This is a genomic window from Pseudomonas sp. GW823-FHT04A03, assembly GCF_058796615.1.
In genome coordinates this window covers 42,152-57,628 of the sequence record NZ_JBXAIV010000017.1, presented here as the reverse complement: position 1 = coordinate 57,628, position 15,477 = coordinate 42,152, and the positions used below count along the sequence as shown (strand labels likewise).

At 60.3% G+C, this 15,477-nt stretch carries 17 protein-coding genes; 6 read left to right on the top strand and 11 right to left on the bottom strand.

Annotated features, from left to right (window positions below):
- Nucleotides 1-196: 196 nt before the first annotated feature.
- From infA to aat, 3 genes are all read right to left on the bottom strand, one after another.
- Complete coding sequence (gene infA / locus AC1Q9F_RS27530) at nt 197-415, bottom strand: translation initiation factor IF-1 (RefSeq protein ID WP_002553999.1); 219 nt, start codon at nt 413-415, stop codon at nt 197-199.
- A 112-nt stretch (nt 416-527) separates the two neighbouring features.
- Nucleotides 528-1,235: an arginyltransferase gene (locus AC1Q9F_RS27525; RefSeq protein ID WP_273900363.1), complete on the bottom strand. Its 708-nt coding sequence runs from the start codon at nt 1,233-1,235 to the stop codon at nt 528-530.
- 58 nt (nt 1,236-1,293) lie between these two features.
- Entirely contained in the window at nt 1,294-1,974 is a 681-nt protein-coding gene (gene aat / locus AC1Q9F_RS27520) for a leucyl/phenylalanyl-tRNA--protein transferase (protein ID WP_492618649.1), read from the bottom strand.
- Nucleotides 1,975-2,496: 522 nt separating this feature from the next.
- Here aat and AC1Q9F_RS27515 point away from each other — a divergent pair.
- The 6 genes from AC1Q9F_RS27515 (at nt 2,497) to cysG (ending at nt 10,016) form a co-directional block, all read left to right on the top strand.
- Complete coding sequence (locus tag AC1Q9F_RS27515; protein WP_045121862.1) at nt 2,497-4,905, top strand: DNA translocase FtsK; 2,409 nt, start codon at nt 2,497-2,499, stop codon at nt 4,903-4,905.
- Nucleotides 4,906-4,983: 78 nt separating this feature from the next.
- Complete coding sequence (gene lolA, locus AC1Q9F_RS27510) at nt 4,984-5,604, top strand: outer membrane lipoprotein periplasmic chaperone LolA (protein ID WP_007958184.1); 621 nt, start codon at nt 4,984-4,986, stop codon at nt 5,602-5,604.
- Nucleotides 5,605-5,628: 24 nt separating this feature from the next.
- Entirely contained in the window at nt 5,629-6,951 is a 1,323-nt protein-coding gene (locus tag AC1Q9F_RS27505; RefSeq protein WP_064597723.1) for a replication-associated recombination protein A, read from the top strand.
- The gene (crcB, locus tag AC1Q9F_RS27500) at nt 6,951-7,325 is read left to right on the top strand and encodes a fluoride efflux transporter CrcB (RefSeq protein ID WP_007958188.1); all 375 of its coding nucleotides are present in this window, start codon (nt 6,951-6,953) and stop codon (nt 7,323-7,325) included. Before AC1Q9F_RS27505 ends, crcB begins: the two co-directional genes overlap by 1 nt.
- Nucleotides 7,326-7,340: 15 nt before the next feature.
- On the top strand, nt 7,341-8,621 hold the full coding sequence (serS, locus tag AC1Q9F_RS27495) for a serine--tRNA ligase (RefSeq protein WP_492618650.1): 1,281 nt from the start codon (nt 7,341-7,343) through the stop codon (nt 8,619-8,621).
- Nucleotides 8,622-10,016: a siroheme synthase CysG gene (gene cysG / locus AC1Q9F_RS27490; protein WP_179694435.1), complete on the top strand. Its 1,395-nt coding sequence runs from the start codon at nt 8,622-8,624 to the stop codon at nt 10,014-10,016.
- A gap of 45 nt (nt 10,017-10,061) precedes the next feature.
- Here cysG and AC1Q9F_RS27485 read toward each other — a convergent pair whose 3' ends face one another.
- The 8 genes from AC1Q9F_RS27485 to AC1Q9F_RS27450 form a co-directional block, all read right to left on the bottom strand.
- Nucleotides 10,062-11,063, bottom strand: a complete 1,002-nt coding sequence (locus AC1Q9F_RS27485) for a glutathione S-transferase family protein (protein ID WP_492618651.1) — start codon at nt 11,061-11,063, stop codon at nt 10,062-10,064.
- 145 nt (nt 11,064-11,208) lie between these two features.
- Complete coding sequence (locus AC1Q9F_RS27480) at nt 11,209-12,234, bottom strand: hypothetical protein (RefSeq protein WP_492618652.1); 1,026 nt, start codon at nt 12,232-12,234, stop codon at nt 11,209-11,211.
- Between the two features lie 45 nt (nt 12,235-12,279).
- Nucleotides 12,280-13,281: a glycosyl transferase family protein gene (locus tag AC1Q9F_RS27475; RefSeq protein WP_492618653.1), complete on the bottom strand. Its 1,002-nt coding sequence runs from the start codon at nt 13,279-13,281 to the stop codon at nt 12,280-12,282.
- Nucleotides 13,278-13,613 carry a TusE/DsrC/DsvC family sulfur relay protein gene (locus AC1Q9F_RS27470; protein ID WP_011334938.1) on the bottom strand — a complete coding sequence of 112 codons (336 nt, stop codon included), beginning with the start codon at nt 13,611-13,613 and terminating at the stop codon, nt 13,278-13,280. Before AC1Q9F_RS27470 ends, AC1Q9F_RS27475 begins: the two co-directional genes overlap by 4 nt.
- Nucleotides 13,610-13,903: a sulfurtransferase complex subunit TusB gene (gene tusB, locus AC1Q9F_RS27465; protein ID WP_085687391.1), complete on the bottom strand. Its 294-nt coding sequence runs from the start codon at nt 13,901-13,903 to the stop codon at nt 13,610-13,612. The genes AC1Q9F_RS27470 and tusB overlap by 4 nt, the downstream gene beginning before the upstream one ends.
- Nucleotides 13,903-14,259, bottom strand: a complete 357-nt coding sequence (tusC, locus tag AC1Q9F_RS27460; protein WP_007958208.1) for a sulfurtransferase complex subunit TusC — start codon at nt 14,257-14,259, stop codon at nt 13,903-13,905. The genes tusB and tusC overlap by 1 nt, the downstream gene beginning before the upstream one ends.
- Nucleotide 14,260: 1 nt before the next feature.
- On the bottom strand, nt 14,261-14,653 hold the full coding sequence (gene tusD / locus AC1Q9F_RS27455) for a sulfurtransferase complex subunit TusD (RefSeq protein WP_492618654.1): 393 nt from the start codon (nt 14,651-14,653) through the stop codon (nt 14,261-14,263).
- A 100-nt stretch (nt 14,654-14,753) separates the two neighbouring features.
- A complete protein-coding gene (locus AC1Q9F_RS27450; RefSeq protein WP_207983221.1) occupies nt 14,754-15,455 on the bottom strand; it encodes a YoaK family protein in 702 nt (233 codons plus the stop codon).
- Between the last annotated feature and the right edge of the window lie 22 nt (nt 15,456-15,477).

Genomic DNA, 15,477 nt, shown 5'->3' with positions numbered 1-15,477 from the left:
ACACTGAGCCTAAGCGAAGTGCCGTACGCCGGGGCGTAGACTTTTTGGTTACTTTTGAGGCGTTTGTCAAAAGTGACCCGCCGTAAGGGCGGAACCCTAAGAAGCCGTTACCGCAGCAACGGATATTCACCCAAAACCAAAAAACACACAGATACAAAAACGCCCGGCATATGCCGGGCGTCTTGTATTGACTTGATTAGCGAGCGCGGTAAGTAATACGCCCTTTGCTCAAGTCATAGGGCGTCAGCTCGACGCGCACTTTGTCACCGGTAAGAATACGAATGTAGTTCTTGCGCATCTTGCCGGAAATATGCGCGGTTACGACGTGCCCATTTTCCAACTCCACACGAAACATGGTGTTGGGCAGGGTGTCGACGACAGTGCCTTCCATTTCGAAGCTGTCTTCTTTCGACATGCAGTAAAGCCCTCGGTATCCAATGAATGGCCCGGTGCAACTGCGCCAGGCAAAAGCGGCGTGCATTGTGCCCGAAAAATGGGGTTTACGCCAAGGGGTTTAGGGTTTGCGTTTAGTTCAGGACGACCCAGCGCTGATTGATCAGCAGTTCGATAGGCCGATATTGGGTCTTGTAGTTCATCTTTTTGCAGTTTTTGATCCAGTAACCCAGGTACACCGCCTCGAGTCCCAGCCGCTGGGCTTCGGCGATTTGCCAGAGGATCGCGTAGCGCCCGAGGCTGCGGCGTTCTTCCTGCGGTTCGTAAAAGGTGTAGACCGCCGACAGGCCGTTGGGCAGCAGATCGGTGACGGCGACCGCCAGTAACCGTCCGTCGAGCCGGAACTCGTAAAAGCGTGAGAAGGGCAGGTCGCGTACCAGAAAAGTCGAGAATTGATCGCGGCTCGGCGGGTACATGTCGCCGTCGGCATGGCGCTGTTCGATGTAGCGCTGATAGAGGTCGAAGTACTCTTCGCTGAACGCCGGCTTGACCGGGCGCACCTGCAAATCGATGTTGCGCTTGAAGATGCGTTTCTGCTGACGGTTGGGGTTGAACTGCGCCACCGGAATGCGCGCAGGCACGCAGGCATTGCAGTTCTGGCAATGCGGGCGGTACAGGTGATCGCCGCTGCGACGAAAGCCCATTTCTGACAGGTCTGCGTAGACATGCACATCCATGGGCTGGCTCGGATCGAGAAACAGGGTCGTCGCCTGTTCCTCGGGCAGATAACTGCAAGAGTGAGGCTGAGTGGCATAAAACTTCAACCGCGCCAACTCGGTCATGATCAACCCTCAAGGGTAAGCTGGTGAATTAAGTGTAAGCCACGCGCGCAAAAGTCGCTCAGCAAACCCAGGTGGCATGATTGGGTTGATCGAGGTGCCGGGCCAGATATTCAGCGAAGGCAGAGCGGGAAATCGCCCGGGCGCCAAGGCTGTGCAGATGATCGGTAGGCATCTGGCAGTCAATCAATACGAAACCCGCCTCTTTCAGATGGTGCACCAGCGTCGCAAAACCGTACTTGGACGCGTTGTCCGCGCGGCTGAACATCGACTCGCCGAAGAACAGTTGCCCCATCGCCAGGCCGTACAGGCCGCCGACCAGTTCGCCCTCATCCCAGACTTCCACCGAATGGGCAAAGCCACGTCGATGCAATTCGATATAGGCGTCCTGCATCGCTTCGGTGATCCAGGTGCCGTCGGCGTATTCCCGGGGAGCGGCGCAGGCGTGGATCACGGCGTCGAAATCCTGATTGAAGGTCACTCGATAGCGCTGTTTGCGCATCAATTTGCCGAGGCTGCGCGAGACGTGCAGTTCGTCGGGAAAAAGCACAGTGCGAGGATCCGGCGACCACCAGAGAATTGGCTGACCTTCGGAAAACCATGGAAAGCAGCCGTGGCGATAAGCCTGGATCAAGCGATCGGCGGACAGGTCGCCACCGGCCGCCAGCAATCCGTTGGGATCGCGCATGGCCTTTTCCAGTGGCGGGAAAGTCAGTGAATTGCGTTGTAACCAAGTCAGCATGGCGTCCAGGCTTGCAGAAGGGGAGGGCGGTGGGCGCTGGGCCCGCGGTAAAGTGTGCCGTGAAATGACGCGAATGTCCTCCGTTGCAGTGCGGCTTTTGCGTAGCTGCAACTTGAGCATCCGGATGCGGTCGTAATCGGGCGTTGCACCAGTGCGGGCAAGGTTGCCGATGCCAATGTGTGGCACTCAGGGGATATGAGGCGCGAATGCTTCGCTACGTTCATCAAATACACCTCATAAGCCTTTGTCACAAAAGGTAATGCATGCTCAAATTGAACGCCGGGTGTTGTGCGTTTGGCTATGCTTGAACCTGGGGCCTGGAAGCATGGCATCGAACGCGCAAACCCGTACAATGCCGGGCTGTTACAGAATATTCGCCGCGTACCGTGTTTATAAAAGGCGGGACGCAGTGTTAAAAGTAGTCTCCGTTGCGCCCGTCAATTTTTTTACCTGCCTGGATTGGGCAGTTTTTTATCGTCATTCAATAGATGGACGCGCCTCTGGCGCAGGAAAAGAAGCGTTTTGAAGAAATCCACGGAAGCACCAAAAACAGTCGTTCCGCTCTGGCGTCAACAGTTGCACTACCGGCTCAAGGAAGGTGCATTGATCGCCATCGGCGCCTTGTGCCTGTTCCTGATGATGGCGTTGCTGACCTACGGCAAGGACGATCCGGGCTGGAGCCACAACAGCAAGATCGACGACGTGCAGAACTTCGGTGGTCCGGCCGGTTCCTACAGCGCCGACATCCTGTTCATGGTGCTGGGTTACTTCGCCTACATCTTCCCGTTGCTGCTGGCGATCAAGGCGTATCAGATCTTCCGTCAGCGTCACGAGCCGTGGCAGTGGAGCGGCTGGCTGTTCTCTTGGCGCCTGATCGGCCTGGTGTTTCTGGTGTTGTCCGGCGCCGCGCTGGCGCACATCCATTTTCATGCGGCCACTGGTTTGCCCGCTGGCGCCGGTGGTGCGCTGGGTGAAAGCCTTGGCGATCTGGCCCGCAACGCCCTGAACATTCAGGGCAGCACGTTGCTGTTCATTGCACTGTTCCTGTTCGGCCTGACGGTGTTCACCGACCTGTCGTGGTTCAAGGTGATGGACATCACCGGCAAGATCACCCTCGACCTGTTCGAACTGTTCCAGGGCGCGGTCAACCGCTGGTGGTCGGCGCGCACCGAGCGCAAGCAACTGGTCGCGCAACTGCGTGAAGTCGACGATCGCGTGCATGACGTGGTTGCACCGACGGTCACCGACAAGCGCGAGCAGGCCAAGGTCAAGGAACGTCTGATCGAGCGCGAGCAGGCTCTGAGCAAGCACATGTCCGAGCGCGAGAAACAGGTTCCGCCGGTCATCGCGCCGGCCCCGGTCAAGGCGCCGGAGCCAAGCAAGCGCGTGCAGAAAGAGAAGCAGGTGCCGTTGTTCGTCGACAGCGCCGTGGAAGGCACCTTGCCGCCGATCTCGATTCTCGACCCGGCTGAAAAGAAACAACTCAATTATTCGCCTGAATCCCTCGCGGCGGTCGGCCACTTGCTGGAGATCAAGCTCAAGGAGTTCGGCGTCGAAGTCACCGTGGATTCGATTCACCCCGGTCCGGTCATTACCCGTTACGAAATCCAGCCTGCTGCGGGCGTGAAGGTCAGCCGTATCGCCAACCTGGCGAAAGACCTTGCACGTTCGCTGGCCGTGACCAGCGTGCGGGTGGTGGAAGTGATTCCGGGCAAGACCACGGTCGGTATCGAGATCCCCAACGAAGACCGGCAGATTGTGCGCTTCTCCGAAGTGCTGTCGACGCCGGAGTACGACAACTTCAAATCGCCGGTTACCCTGGCCCTCGGCCACGACATCGGCGGCAAGCCGGTCATCACCGACCTTGCGAAGATGCCTCACCTGCTGGTGGCCGGTACCACCGGTTCCGGTAAGTCGGTGGGTGTGAACGCGATGATCCTGTCGATCCTGTTCAAGTCCGGTCCGGACGACGCCAAGCTGATCATGATCGACCCGAAAATGTTGGAGCTATCGATCTACGAAGGCATTCCGCACCTGCTGTGCCCGGTCGTGACCGACATGAAGGACGCCGCCAACGCCCTGCGCTGGAGCGTGGCCGAGATGGAGCGTCGCTACAAGCTGATGGCGAAGATGGGCGTGCGGAACCTATCCGGCTTCAACGCCAAGGTCAAGGAAGCCCAGGACGCCGGCGAGCCGCTGAGCGATCCGCTGTACAAACGCGAAAGCATCCACGACGAAGCGCCGCTGCTGCAGAAGTTGCCGACCATCGTCGTGGTCGTGGACGAATTCGCCGACATGATGATGATCGTCGGCAAGAAGGTAGAAGAGCTGATCGCCCGTATCGCCCAGAAGGCGCGTGCGGCCGGTATCCACCTGATCCTCGCGACCCAGCGGCCGTCGGTGGACGTGATCACCGGTCTGATCAAGGCCAACATCCCGACGCGGATGGCGTTCCAGGTATCGAGCAAGATCGACTCCCGGACCATCATCGACCAGGGCGGCGCCGAACAACTGCTCGGCCACGGTGACATGCTCTACATGCCGCCGGGCACCAGCCTGCCGATCCGGGTTCACGGCGCCTTCGTGTCCGACGATGAAGTTCACCGGGTGGTGGAAGCCTGGAAACTGCGCGGCGCGCCGGAATACAACGACGACATCCTCAACGGTGTCGAAGAGGCGGGCAGTGGTTTCGAAGGCAGCAGCGGCGGCGGTGACGGTGATGATCCGGAAGCCGACGCGCTGTACGACGAAGCCGTGCAGTTCGTACTGGAAAGCCGTCGCGCCTCCATCTCCGCTGTACAGCGCAAGTTGAAGATCGGCTACAACCGTGCCGCGCGCATGATCGAAGCCATGGAAATGGCCGGGGTCGTGACGTCGATGAACACCAACGGTTCCCGCGAAGTCCTGGCCCCTGGCCCGGTACGCGACTGATTCGATACCCTGATCCAAATGCAATGGACGGTGCATGAAGCGCCGTCCACTTTCCCACGAGTATTCAAGAGGACTCCCATGCGTCTTATCCGCATGTTGCTGCCGGTACTGGCTCTGACCACCCTCACGGCTCACGCCGATGACAAGGATGTGGCTCGCCTGACCCAATTGCTCGAAACATCCAAGACCCTGACCGCCAATTTTTCCCAGCTGACCCTCGACGGCAGCGGCACCCAGTTGCAGGAAACCACCGGCGACATGACGCTGCAGCGTCCAGGCCTGTTCTACTGGCACACCAATGCGCCCGCCGAGCAGACCATGGTGTCCGACGGCAAGAAAGTCACCCTGTGGGACCCGGATCTGGAACAGGCCACCATCAAGAAACTCGATGAGCGCCTGACCCAGACTCCAGCCCTGTTGCTGTCCGGCGACGTATCGAAGATCAGCCAGAGCTTCGATATCAGTGCCAAAGAGGCCGGCGGCGTGATCGACTTCACCCTGAAGCCGAAAACCAAGGACACCCTGTTCGACAGCCTGCGCCTGTCGTTCCGCAACGGTCTGGTCAATGACATGCAACTGATCGACAGCGTCGGCCAGCGCACCAACATCCTGTTCACCGGTGTGAAGGCCAACGAAGCGGTCCCTGCATCGAAGTTCAAGTTCGACATCCCCAAGGGTGCCGATGTGATCCAGGAATAAACACAGAGGTTTCAACGGTACGTGATGGATCTGTTTCGCAGTGCACCGATTGCCCAGCCATTGGCCGCCCGTTTGCGGGCGACCAATCTGGATGAGTACGTCGGTCAGGAGCACGTACTCGCTCGCGGCAAGCCTTTGCGCGAAGCGCTGGAGCAGGGTGCCCTGCATTCGATGATCTTCTGGGGCCCGCCGGGCGTGGGCAAGACCACGCTGGCGCGGTTGCTGGCGGAAGTGTCGGATGCGCACTTCGAAACGGTCTCGGCGGTCTTGGCCGGGGTCAAGGAGATCCGTCAGGCGGTGGAAATCGCCAAGCAGCAGGCCGGCCAGTACGGCAAGCGCACGATCCTGTTTGTCGATGAAGTGCACCGCTTCAACAAGTCTCAACAGGACGCCTTCCTGCCGTACGTTGAAGACGGCACGCTGATTTTCATTGGCGCCACCACCGAAAACCCTTCTTTCGAACTGAACAACGCATTGCTGTCGCGGGCGCGGGTCTACGTGCTCAAGAGCCTCGACGAAGCGGCGTTGCGCAAACTGGTGCACCGCGCGCTCACCGAAGAGCGTGGTCTGGGCAAGCGTCACCTGACCCTCAGCGATGAAGGCTTTCAGATGTTGCTGTCCGCCGCCGATGGCGATGGCCGGCGCCTGCTGAACCTGCTGGAAAATGCCTCGGACCTGGCCGAAGACCACAGCGAGATGGGCACCGAGTTGCTGCAAAGCCTGCTCGGCGACACCCGTCGGCGTTTCGACAAGGGCGGCGAAGCGTTCTACGACCAGATTTCCGCGCTGCATAAATCGGTGCGCGGCTCCAATCCGGACGGCGCGCTGTACTGGTTTGCGCGGATGATCGACGGCGGCTGCGATCCGCTGTACCTGGCCCGCCGCGTGGTGCGCATGGCCAGCGAAGACATCGGCAACGCCGACCCCCGCGCCCTGAGCCTGTGCCTGGCCGCGTGGGAAGTGCAGGAACGTCTCGGCAGCCCGGAAGGTGAGTTGGCAGTGGCTCAGGCCATCACTTATCTGGCGTGTGCGCCGAAAAGCAACGCGGTGTACATGGGCTTCAAGACCGCGCTGCGCGCCGCCGCCGAACACGGTTCGCTGGAAGTACCGCTGCACCTGCGCAATGCGCCGACCAAATTGATGAAGCAATTGGGCTACGGCGACGAATACCGTTACGCCCACGACGAACCGGACGCCTACGCAGCTGGCGAAGACTATTTCCCGGAAGAACTAGACCCGATTCCGTTCTACCAACCGGTGCCGCGTGGCCTGGAGTTGAAGATCGGCGAAAAGCTCAACCACCTCGCCCAACTTGATCGTTTAAGCCCCCGGCAGCGGAGAAAATAGTGGTTCCATTGATCGTTGCAGTCTCCGTCGGCGGGATTGCCGGCACCTTGTTGCGCTTCGCCACCGGTAATTGGGTCAACGCCAATTGGCCGCGGCACTTCTATACCGCGACGCTGGCCGTTAATATCGTGGGCTGTCTGCTGATTGGCGTGCTGTACGGCCTGTTTTTGATACGCCCGGAAGTACCGATCGAGGTACGTGCCGGGTTGATGGTCGGCTTCCTCGGGGGGCTGACGACTTTTTCATCCTTTTCACTGGATACGGTGCGCCTGCTGGAAAGCGGGCAAGTGCCGCTGGCCCTGGGCTATGCGGCCATCAGCGTATTCGGCGGGCTGCTCGCGACCTGGGCCGGCCTGTCCCTGACCAAACTTTGATAACGAGAAACCGACATGCTCGATTCCAAACTGTTACGTAGCAACCTTCAGGACGTAGCGGACCGCCTGGCTTCCCGTGGCTTTGCCCTGGATGTCGCGCGCATCGAAGCGCTGGAAGAACAGCGCAAGACCGTCCAGACCCGCACCGAAGCACTGCAGGCTGAGCGTAACGCGCGTTCCAAATCCATCGGTCAGGCCAAGCAGCGCGGCGAAGACATCGCGCCGCTGATGGCGGACGTCGAGCGCATGGCGGGCGAACTGAGCGCCGGTAAAGTCGAGCTGGACGCGATCCAGACCGAACTGGATTCGATCCTGCTGGGCATCCCGAACCTGCCGCATGAATCGGTGCCGGTCGGCGAAGACGAAGACGGCAACGTCGAAGTCCGTCGCTGGGGCACTCCGACTGCTTTCGACTTCCCGGTTCAGGATCACGTGGCCCTGGGCGAGAAGTTCGGCTGGCTCGACTTCGAAACCGCCGCCAAGCTGTCCGGCGCACGTTTCGCGCTGCTGCGTGGCCCGATAGCCCGTCTGCACCGCGCACTGGCGCAGTTCATGATCAACCTGCACGTCACCGAGCACGGCTACGAAGAGGCTTACACGCCTTATCTGGTTCAGGCCCCGGCGCTGCAAGGCACCGGTCAACTGCCGAAGTTCGAAGAAGACCTGTTCAAGATCTCTCGCGAAGGCGAAGCCGATCTGTACCTGATCCCGACCGCCGAAGTATCGCTGACCAACATCGTGGCCGGTGAGATCGTCGATTCGAAACAGCTGCCGATCAAGTTCGTTGCTCACACTCCGTGCTTCCGCAGCGAAGCCGGCGCATCGGGTCGTGACACCCGCGGCATGATCCGTCAGCACCAGTTCGACAAAGTTGAAATGGTCCAGATCGTCGAGCCGTCGAAGTCGATGGAAGCGCTGGAAGGCCTGACTGCCAACGCCGAGAAAGTCCTGCAACTGCTGGAGCTGCCTTACCGTACCCTGGCGCTGTGCACCGGCGACATGGGCTTCAGCGCGGTCAAGACTTACGACCTGGAAGTGTGGATTCCGAGCCAGGACAAATACCGCGAAATCTCGTCGTGCTCCAACTGCGGCGACTTCCAGGCCCGCCGCATGCAGGCGCGTTTCCGCAACCCGGAAACCGGCAAGCCTGAGCTGGTGCACACCCTGAACGGTTCCGGCCTGGCGGTCGGTCGTACGCTGGTTGCCGTGCTGGAAAACTACCAGCAGGCCGACGGTTCGATCCGCGTGCCGGACGTGCTGAAGCCGTACATGGGTGGCCTTGAGGTCATCGGCTAAATGAAATATCTGCCGCTGTTTCACAACCTGCGCGGCAGTCGTGTGTTGGTCGTCGGTGGGGGGGAAATTGCCTTGCGCAAGTCCCGCCTGCTGGCCGATGCCGGTGCGCTGCTGCGGGTGGTCGCACCTGAAATCGAGGCGCAACTGCGCGAACTGGTTGCCGCCAGCGGTGGCGAATGCCTGCTGCGTGGCTACGCCGAAACGGATCTGGACGGTTGCGGGCTGATCATTGCCGCCACCGACGACGAAGCGTTGAACGCGCAAGTTTCCGCCGATGCCCATCGGCGTTGCGTGCCGGTCAACGTAGTCGACGCTCCGGCGTTGTGCAGCGTGATTTTCCCGGCAATCGTCGACCGTTCACCGCTGATCATCGCGGTCTCCAGTGGCGGCGATGCGCCGGTGCTGGCCCGGCTGATCCGCGCCAAGATTGAAACCTGGATTCCTTCGACCTACGGTCATCTGGCCGGTCTGGCTGCGCGGTTTCGCGATCAGGTCAAAGGCCTGTTTCCCGATGTGCAGCAGCGTCGCGGTTTTTGGGAAGACGTGTTTCAGGGGCCGATTGCCGATCGTCAACTGGCTGGGCAGGGCGCCGAGGCCGAGCGTCTGTTGCAGGCGAAAATCGATGGCGAAGCGAGCGTTACCACGGGTGAGGTCTATCTGGTGGGCGCAGGGCCGGGCGATCCGGATCTGCTGACTTTCCGCGCCTTGCGCCTGATGCAGCAAGCCGATGTGGTGCTTTACGACCGCTTGGTGGCTCCGGCGATTCTTGAACTGTGCCGCCGTGATGCCGAGCGTGTCTACGTCGGCAAGCGTCGCGCCGATCACGCCGTGCCGCAGGATCAGATCAACCAGCAACTGGTGGATCTGGCCAAGGCCGGCAAGCGTGTGGTGCGGTTGAAGGGCGGGGATCCGTTCATCTTCGGCCGTGGCGGCGAAGAGATCGAGGAACTGGCGGCCCATGGCATCCCGTTCCAGGTGGTGCCGGGGATCACGGCGGCCAGCGGTTGCGCGGCGTATGCGGGGATTCCGCTGACTCATCGCGATTATGCGCAGTCGGTGCGTTTCGTCACCGGGCACTTGAAGGACGGTTCCACCGATCTGCCGTGGGCCGACCTCGTCGCGCCGGCGCAGACGTTGGTGTTCTACATGGGCCTGGTGGGGTTGCCGATCATCTGCGAGCAGTTGATCAAGCACGGTCGTGCAGCGGAAACCCCGGCCGCGCTGATCCAGCAGGGCACCACGGTCAATCAGCGGGTCTTCACCGGCACGCTGGCTGACCTGCCGCGTCTGGTGGCGGAGCATGAAGTGCATGCGCCGACGCTGGTGATCGTCGGCGAAGTGGTGCAATTGCGCGAGAAACTGGCGTGGTTCGAGGGCGCTCAGGGTCAAATCTGACGACTCTGAAGGGATCGTTCCCACGCGGTGGGAACGATCCTGCTTTCAACCTCTGCGCCAAACCCCTTTGCCGCCCAACCGGCCCCGGTCATGGGCAACAGTGAAATCCTGCTCCGGCCCCTTCGGCACCACCCCGGTCGGGTTGATGGTCTTGTGGCTGCCGTAGTAGTGATTCTTGATGTGCTGGAAATCCACAGTCTCGGCAACGCCCGGCCACTGGTACATCTCCCGCAGCCAGTTCGACAGATTCGGATAATCGCTGATCCGCCGCAGATTGCATTTGAAGTGCCCGTGGTAAACCGCGTCGAAACGAATCAGTGTGGTGAACAACCGCACGTCCGCCTCGGTCAGGTATTCGCCCGTCAGATAACGGTTGGCGCCCAGCACCTGTTCCAGATGATCCAGTTCGGCAAACACATCATCGAACGCTTCTTCATAGGCATTTTGCGAGGTCGCGAAACCGGCGCGGTACACGCCGTTGTTCACGGCAGGGTAGATCCGCTCGTTCAGCGCATCGATCTCGCCACGCAACGGCGCCGGATAGAAGTCCAGATCGTTGCCGGTCAGATCATCGAAGGCACTGTTGAACATGCGGATGATCTCCGCCGATTCGTTGCTGACGATGCGCTTGAGCTTCTTGTCCCACAGCACCGGCACGGTGACGCGCCCGGTGTAGTCGGGGGTGTCAGCGGTGTAGCGCTGGTGCATGAAATCGAAGTGGTCGAGTTTGTCGCCGGTCGAACCGAGGTTCTGATCGAAGGTCCAGCCGTTTTCCAGCATCAGCCAGCTGACGACGGAAACATCGATCAGGCTTTCCAGGCCTTTGAGCTTGCGCAGGATCAGCGTGCGATGAGCCCACGGACAGGCGAGGGAGACATAAAGGTGATAACGCCCGGCTTCGGCGGCAAAACCGCCTTCACCGCTCGGGCCCGGCTCGCCGTTGCGAGTGACCCAGTTGCGACGCTGCGCCTGTTCGCGCTGGAACGCGCCGTCCTTGCTGCTTTCGTACCACTTGTCCTGCCAGCGGCCGTCGACGAGTAAACCCATGATCAAGACTCCAGAAACCAATATTCGTTGGAGCCGAGTCTATTCCGATGAGTTCGAACAAAAAGCGCAAAGATCGGGCGTTTATGATCGGTTAAGTCGATACTTTGAGGGAGCTCACCCCGCAGACTAAGGGTGACAACCTCTACTATCCTTGGCCAATGTGCCAGCTAGCGAGCACAAGAGTTTCCTGCACCTCCGAGGCGCTGACTTTCCGGATCTGAGTTTCAATGAGGATACGTGGCAATACCTTCCCGATAATGATGTCTGCCGGAAGCTCGTCAGCCGCCCTCCAACCTGCACCCATAGCCAGATCCTGCATCGAATTGAATTCGAATTTGGATAGCATGGCGTCAACTTCTGGCTTTGTGAGATATACAGGTGCACTCAGGCGAGGGTTTCTGTCGCGCCATACATCCAGCTTTGTCCCAGGAGCGTAATGGCCGCTTGTATACCAATGAAGGATTGCGTTCGCGACGGTCACACGGTCAGTGCTGTCAGTGACTACAAATGGCAGCCAATCCTGAACCTTTTTAGAACACAGTAACTGAATAGTGTCGGCGATTTGTGCTGCCTTGCCGATACGCTCGGCCCGAAATCGTATTTGTTGGACTTCATCTGGAAACGCCGCAACCATTTCCTCTAGTTCGATAAGTTCTACTTGCAGGCTCAGGAACTCTTCTTTGGCGGCAGCGACGGCTAGCCGATTGATGATTAGCTTGAAATCATCAGGAGGGGTAATCAGAGCAAAATGTGGAGTCAGCTTGATGTGTACCGTCGGGACAGGTTTTTCAAGTGTGAATGTCACCGATCCTTCTACTGCTGACTCGCGATATTCGAGTGCTCGAATGGCAGACTCCTCAGCACTCGCTTTCCATTCGCGCAGCATCTGAGGTGAATATCTTTTTTCGTCATTATCGATGAGCTTCGCACAACTCTGACAAAGCCAGATGCCATTGGAGATATTCGCACGATCCTCGTTAAGCATATTTTTATCGTATCGCGCCCCTCCTTCCGAAGCAGCATGGATATGCGCTGCTACGCCGATATTCACAGTTTGATTATGTTCGGTGCGAGGACCAAAGGTAGAGCGCCGGCAGTTTGGGTTTGAGCATTTTGTTCCAGCGCGTAATGCAAGTGTTCTTTTTACTTCTTCCTTAAAGTCGTCTCTCACAGGCTCTTCCTACTGAGTTAAGCGGGTTGGTAGCATTGATGTTCTTCATACCGAATGGTTTCGGTTTTCCCAATACTGTCTGGCGGTTTCGAAAGCCTGTTCACGGCTCTGACCGAGGCCGCGCAGCGCCAACGCCATGGTCGAAATCAGCGCCATTTGCGGGTAACTGTCGATCACATCGCCACGCCAGACGGCCTTCAAATGCTCGATATCCAGCGATGCCGGTTTGACGTGACGCTGCGCCGACAGCTGCGGCCATTCCTCGTCCCAGCTCTCGCCGCCGGTGGTGCCGTACAAGTGGCTGTCGGCATCCGGGTTGATCTCAATTTCGCCGCCGTCGCCCTTGATCACGATCGCCGTGTCGCCGAGCAGGCCGCTGGCATCGCGGTGCACCGCTTGATAGCCGGGGTGGAAAATACTCTGCAAGCCGCAACGCGCGCCCAATGGATTGAGGATTCGCGCCAGCGAATGGATCGGCGAACGCAAGCCGAGGGTGTTGCGCAGGTCGATCATCCGTTGCAGCTGCGGTGCCCAGTCCACCAATGGCATGAACGCCAGGCCACCGTTGTCCAGCGCCGTGCCGACCTGTTGCCAGTTGCGGCACAGCGGAATATTCAGTTCGCCGAGCAGTTGTTCGGAATACAAGCGCCCGGCAGTGTGCGCGCCGCCGCCGTGCATGAAGATACGCACGCCGTTCTGCGCCAGGCACTTGGCCGCCAGCAGATACCACGGCAGGTGACGTTTTTTGCCGGCGTAGGTCGGCCAGTCCAGATCGACGTTCAGCGCCGGCGCCTGCAAGCGTTCACGCAGGGCTTCGGTGAAGCCGGCCATTTCCTCGGCGCTTTCTTCCTTGTGCCGCAGCAACATCAGGAAGGCGCCGAGCTGGGTTTCTTCGACCGCTTCGTCGAGCACCATGCCCATGGCTTCCCGGGCTTCCTCGCGGGTCAGGTCACGGGCGCCGCGCTTGCCCTTGCCGAGGATGCGCACGAACTGGGCGAACGGGTGCTCGGCGGGCGTTTCGAGGGTCAGCGCTGGATAGTCGGTCATAGGCAATTCGTCGGTTTGGGCAGGCCCGCCAGTTTCGCGGCGAGTTTGGCAGGGGTGCCTTTGAACAGTCGGTTCAGGTGCAGGCTGTTGCCTTTCTCCGCGCCGAGTTTGAGCGCGGTGTACTTGATCAGCGGCCGGGTGGCCGGGGACAACTGGAATTCGGCGTAGAAGCTGCGCAGCAGTTCGAGGATTTCCCAGTGCTCCGGGCTCAGCTCGATATCTTCGGCAGCGGCGAGGGCGCTGGCGACTTCGGCCGACCAATCGTTGAGGTCGACCAGGAAGCCGTCCTTGTCCAGTTCGATGGCGCGGGCGCCGACGGTCAGCGCATTCATAGCCAGGAGTTGACCTTGTCGTGGTGGATCGACAGCTCGACGAAGGCCGGGTAATCAATGGCTTCGGCCCAGTCCGGAACCTGCACGGCACGGGCTTGCGCGTCTTCGGCCAGCACGAACAATTTCACCTTGCGGGATTCCAGCGCAATGAACGGCGCGGTGCCGGGTTGCAGTGCATAAGCGGCATCGCCAGACAGCAACAGCGCATCGGCAGAACCAAGCAGGCGCAGGCAACTGGTCAGGCGTTCGTCGCCAAACGGGGAGTGGGACAACACATGCAAAGTCGACATCAGAGGGTGATCACCTGGTCGTAACGGTCAATGAGGGCGGTGATTTGCTCGGCGGCCAAAGGCTGCGCCTCGTCCAGCGAACGATCGCCGAGGCCGCGAGCACTGGCGCTGTCGGCGCAGTAGAACAGCTCTTCGACGCCGAACATCGGCAGCGCTTGCAGGTTGGCGCTCAGGTCTTTCTGTTGCAGGGCCTTGGCGTTTTGTCCGGCGGCCAGTTGCAGCACGCCGTCGTCGAGAAACAGCAGACCGATCGGCAGATCGAAGGCGCCCCCGGCCAGCACGATGTCCAGCGCTTCGCGGGCGCCGGGGCCGGACCACGGCGATTGACGGCTGATAATCAGAAGGGACTTGGCCATGTCATGCGCCTCCGAAACAGATCAGGCGGTCGGCATCCTGCACCGCGTCATGCAACTGGCCGAGGCCGGACAATTCCCACGGTACGCTGACAGCCACGGCATCACGCTGATAACGCCCGGCTTCCTCGGCATTCAACACGCCACGGCGCAGGGCGGCGGCGATGCACACCACGCCGTCGAGGTTTTGTTCGGTAATAAAGGTTCGCCATTGCTTGGGCAGGTCCAGCTCGTCCTGCGGCGTGACCACGGCGTCGGACGCGTTGTGGACCCCGTCCTGATAGAAAAACAGCCGGACAATCTCATGCCCGCCGGCCAGTGCAGCCTGGGCGAACAGCAGGGCGCGGCGCGAGGAGGGCGCATGGGCGGCGGAAAACAGCGCAATGGCGAACTTCATGACGGACTCGATCAGCAAAACTGCGGCCATGATAAAGCTTTCTCGGCGGGGCGGCGAAGTGGATGTTTCCTGCGCCCGTCTCGATGCGAGCAGGCGTCCGTCAGCGCGGCATGTAGCCCAACTGCCAGCGCCGCGGAATCTTCAGGGTCAGCAGCCCCAGTACAGCGGCGAACAGACCGCTGACCAGCATCGCCTTGAGTCCCAGATGATGTTCCAGCACCGCCCCCAAAATGGCCCCGACCAGCATCCCGCTCCACGGCACCAGTTGCACCCGCCAGCCACTTCGCCGTTCGCCGAGCACCCACCGGCCCAATCCACGGCCGAATCGTGACAGCGCGCCGGTGACGTACGTCAGCCCGACCGGCAGACCGTTCACTTCTTCCACCGCCGCGTTGAGCATGCCCATCGCAATGATTGCCGCCAGCAGGGCCGGCAATTGCGTGTCAAAGGGCCAGGCTGCCAAACAGAGCAGGGCGGCGATGGACAACAACAGTGGCAGCGCCCGCCGACCACCCAGTCGGCTGACCACAACCCCGAGGGCATTACCGACAATGAACGTCGCGACGAGCAGGATCAGCCGTCCGGTCAGTGCGCTGTCGCCATCACTGATCGCCACGGCCAGCCGTGTGGTGTTGCCGCTCATGAAGGAAACGAAATCGCCGCTGGCCATGAAGCCTATGGCGTCGGTCATGCCGGCCAGTACCGAAAGGCTGGCAACCAGCGCCAGCCCCACACGGCCGCGCCATTTCTGTATGTGAAGATGTCCGGGGCTGGCACGGTGGGTCGAGGTGGAAGGCAGCATCGAGGCAAGCGTCCTTGTGCAG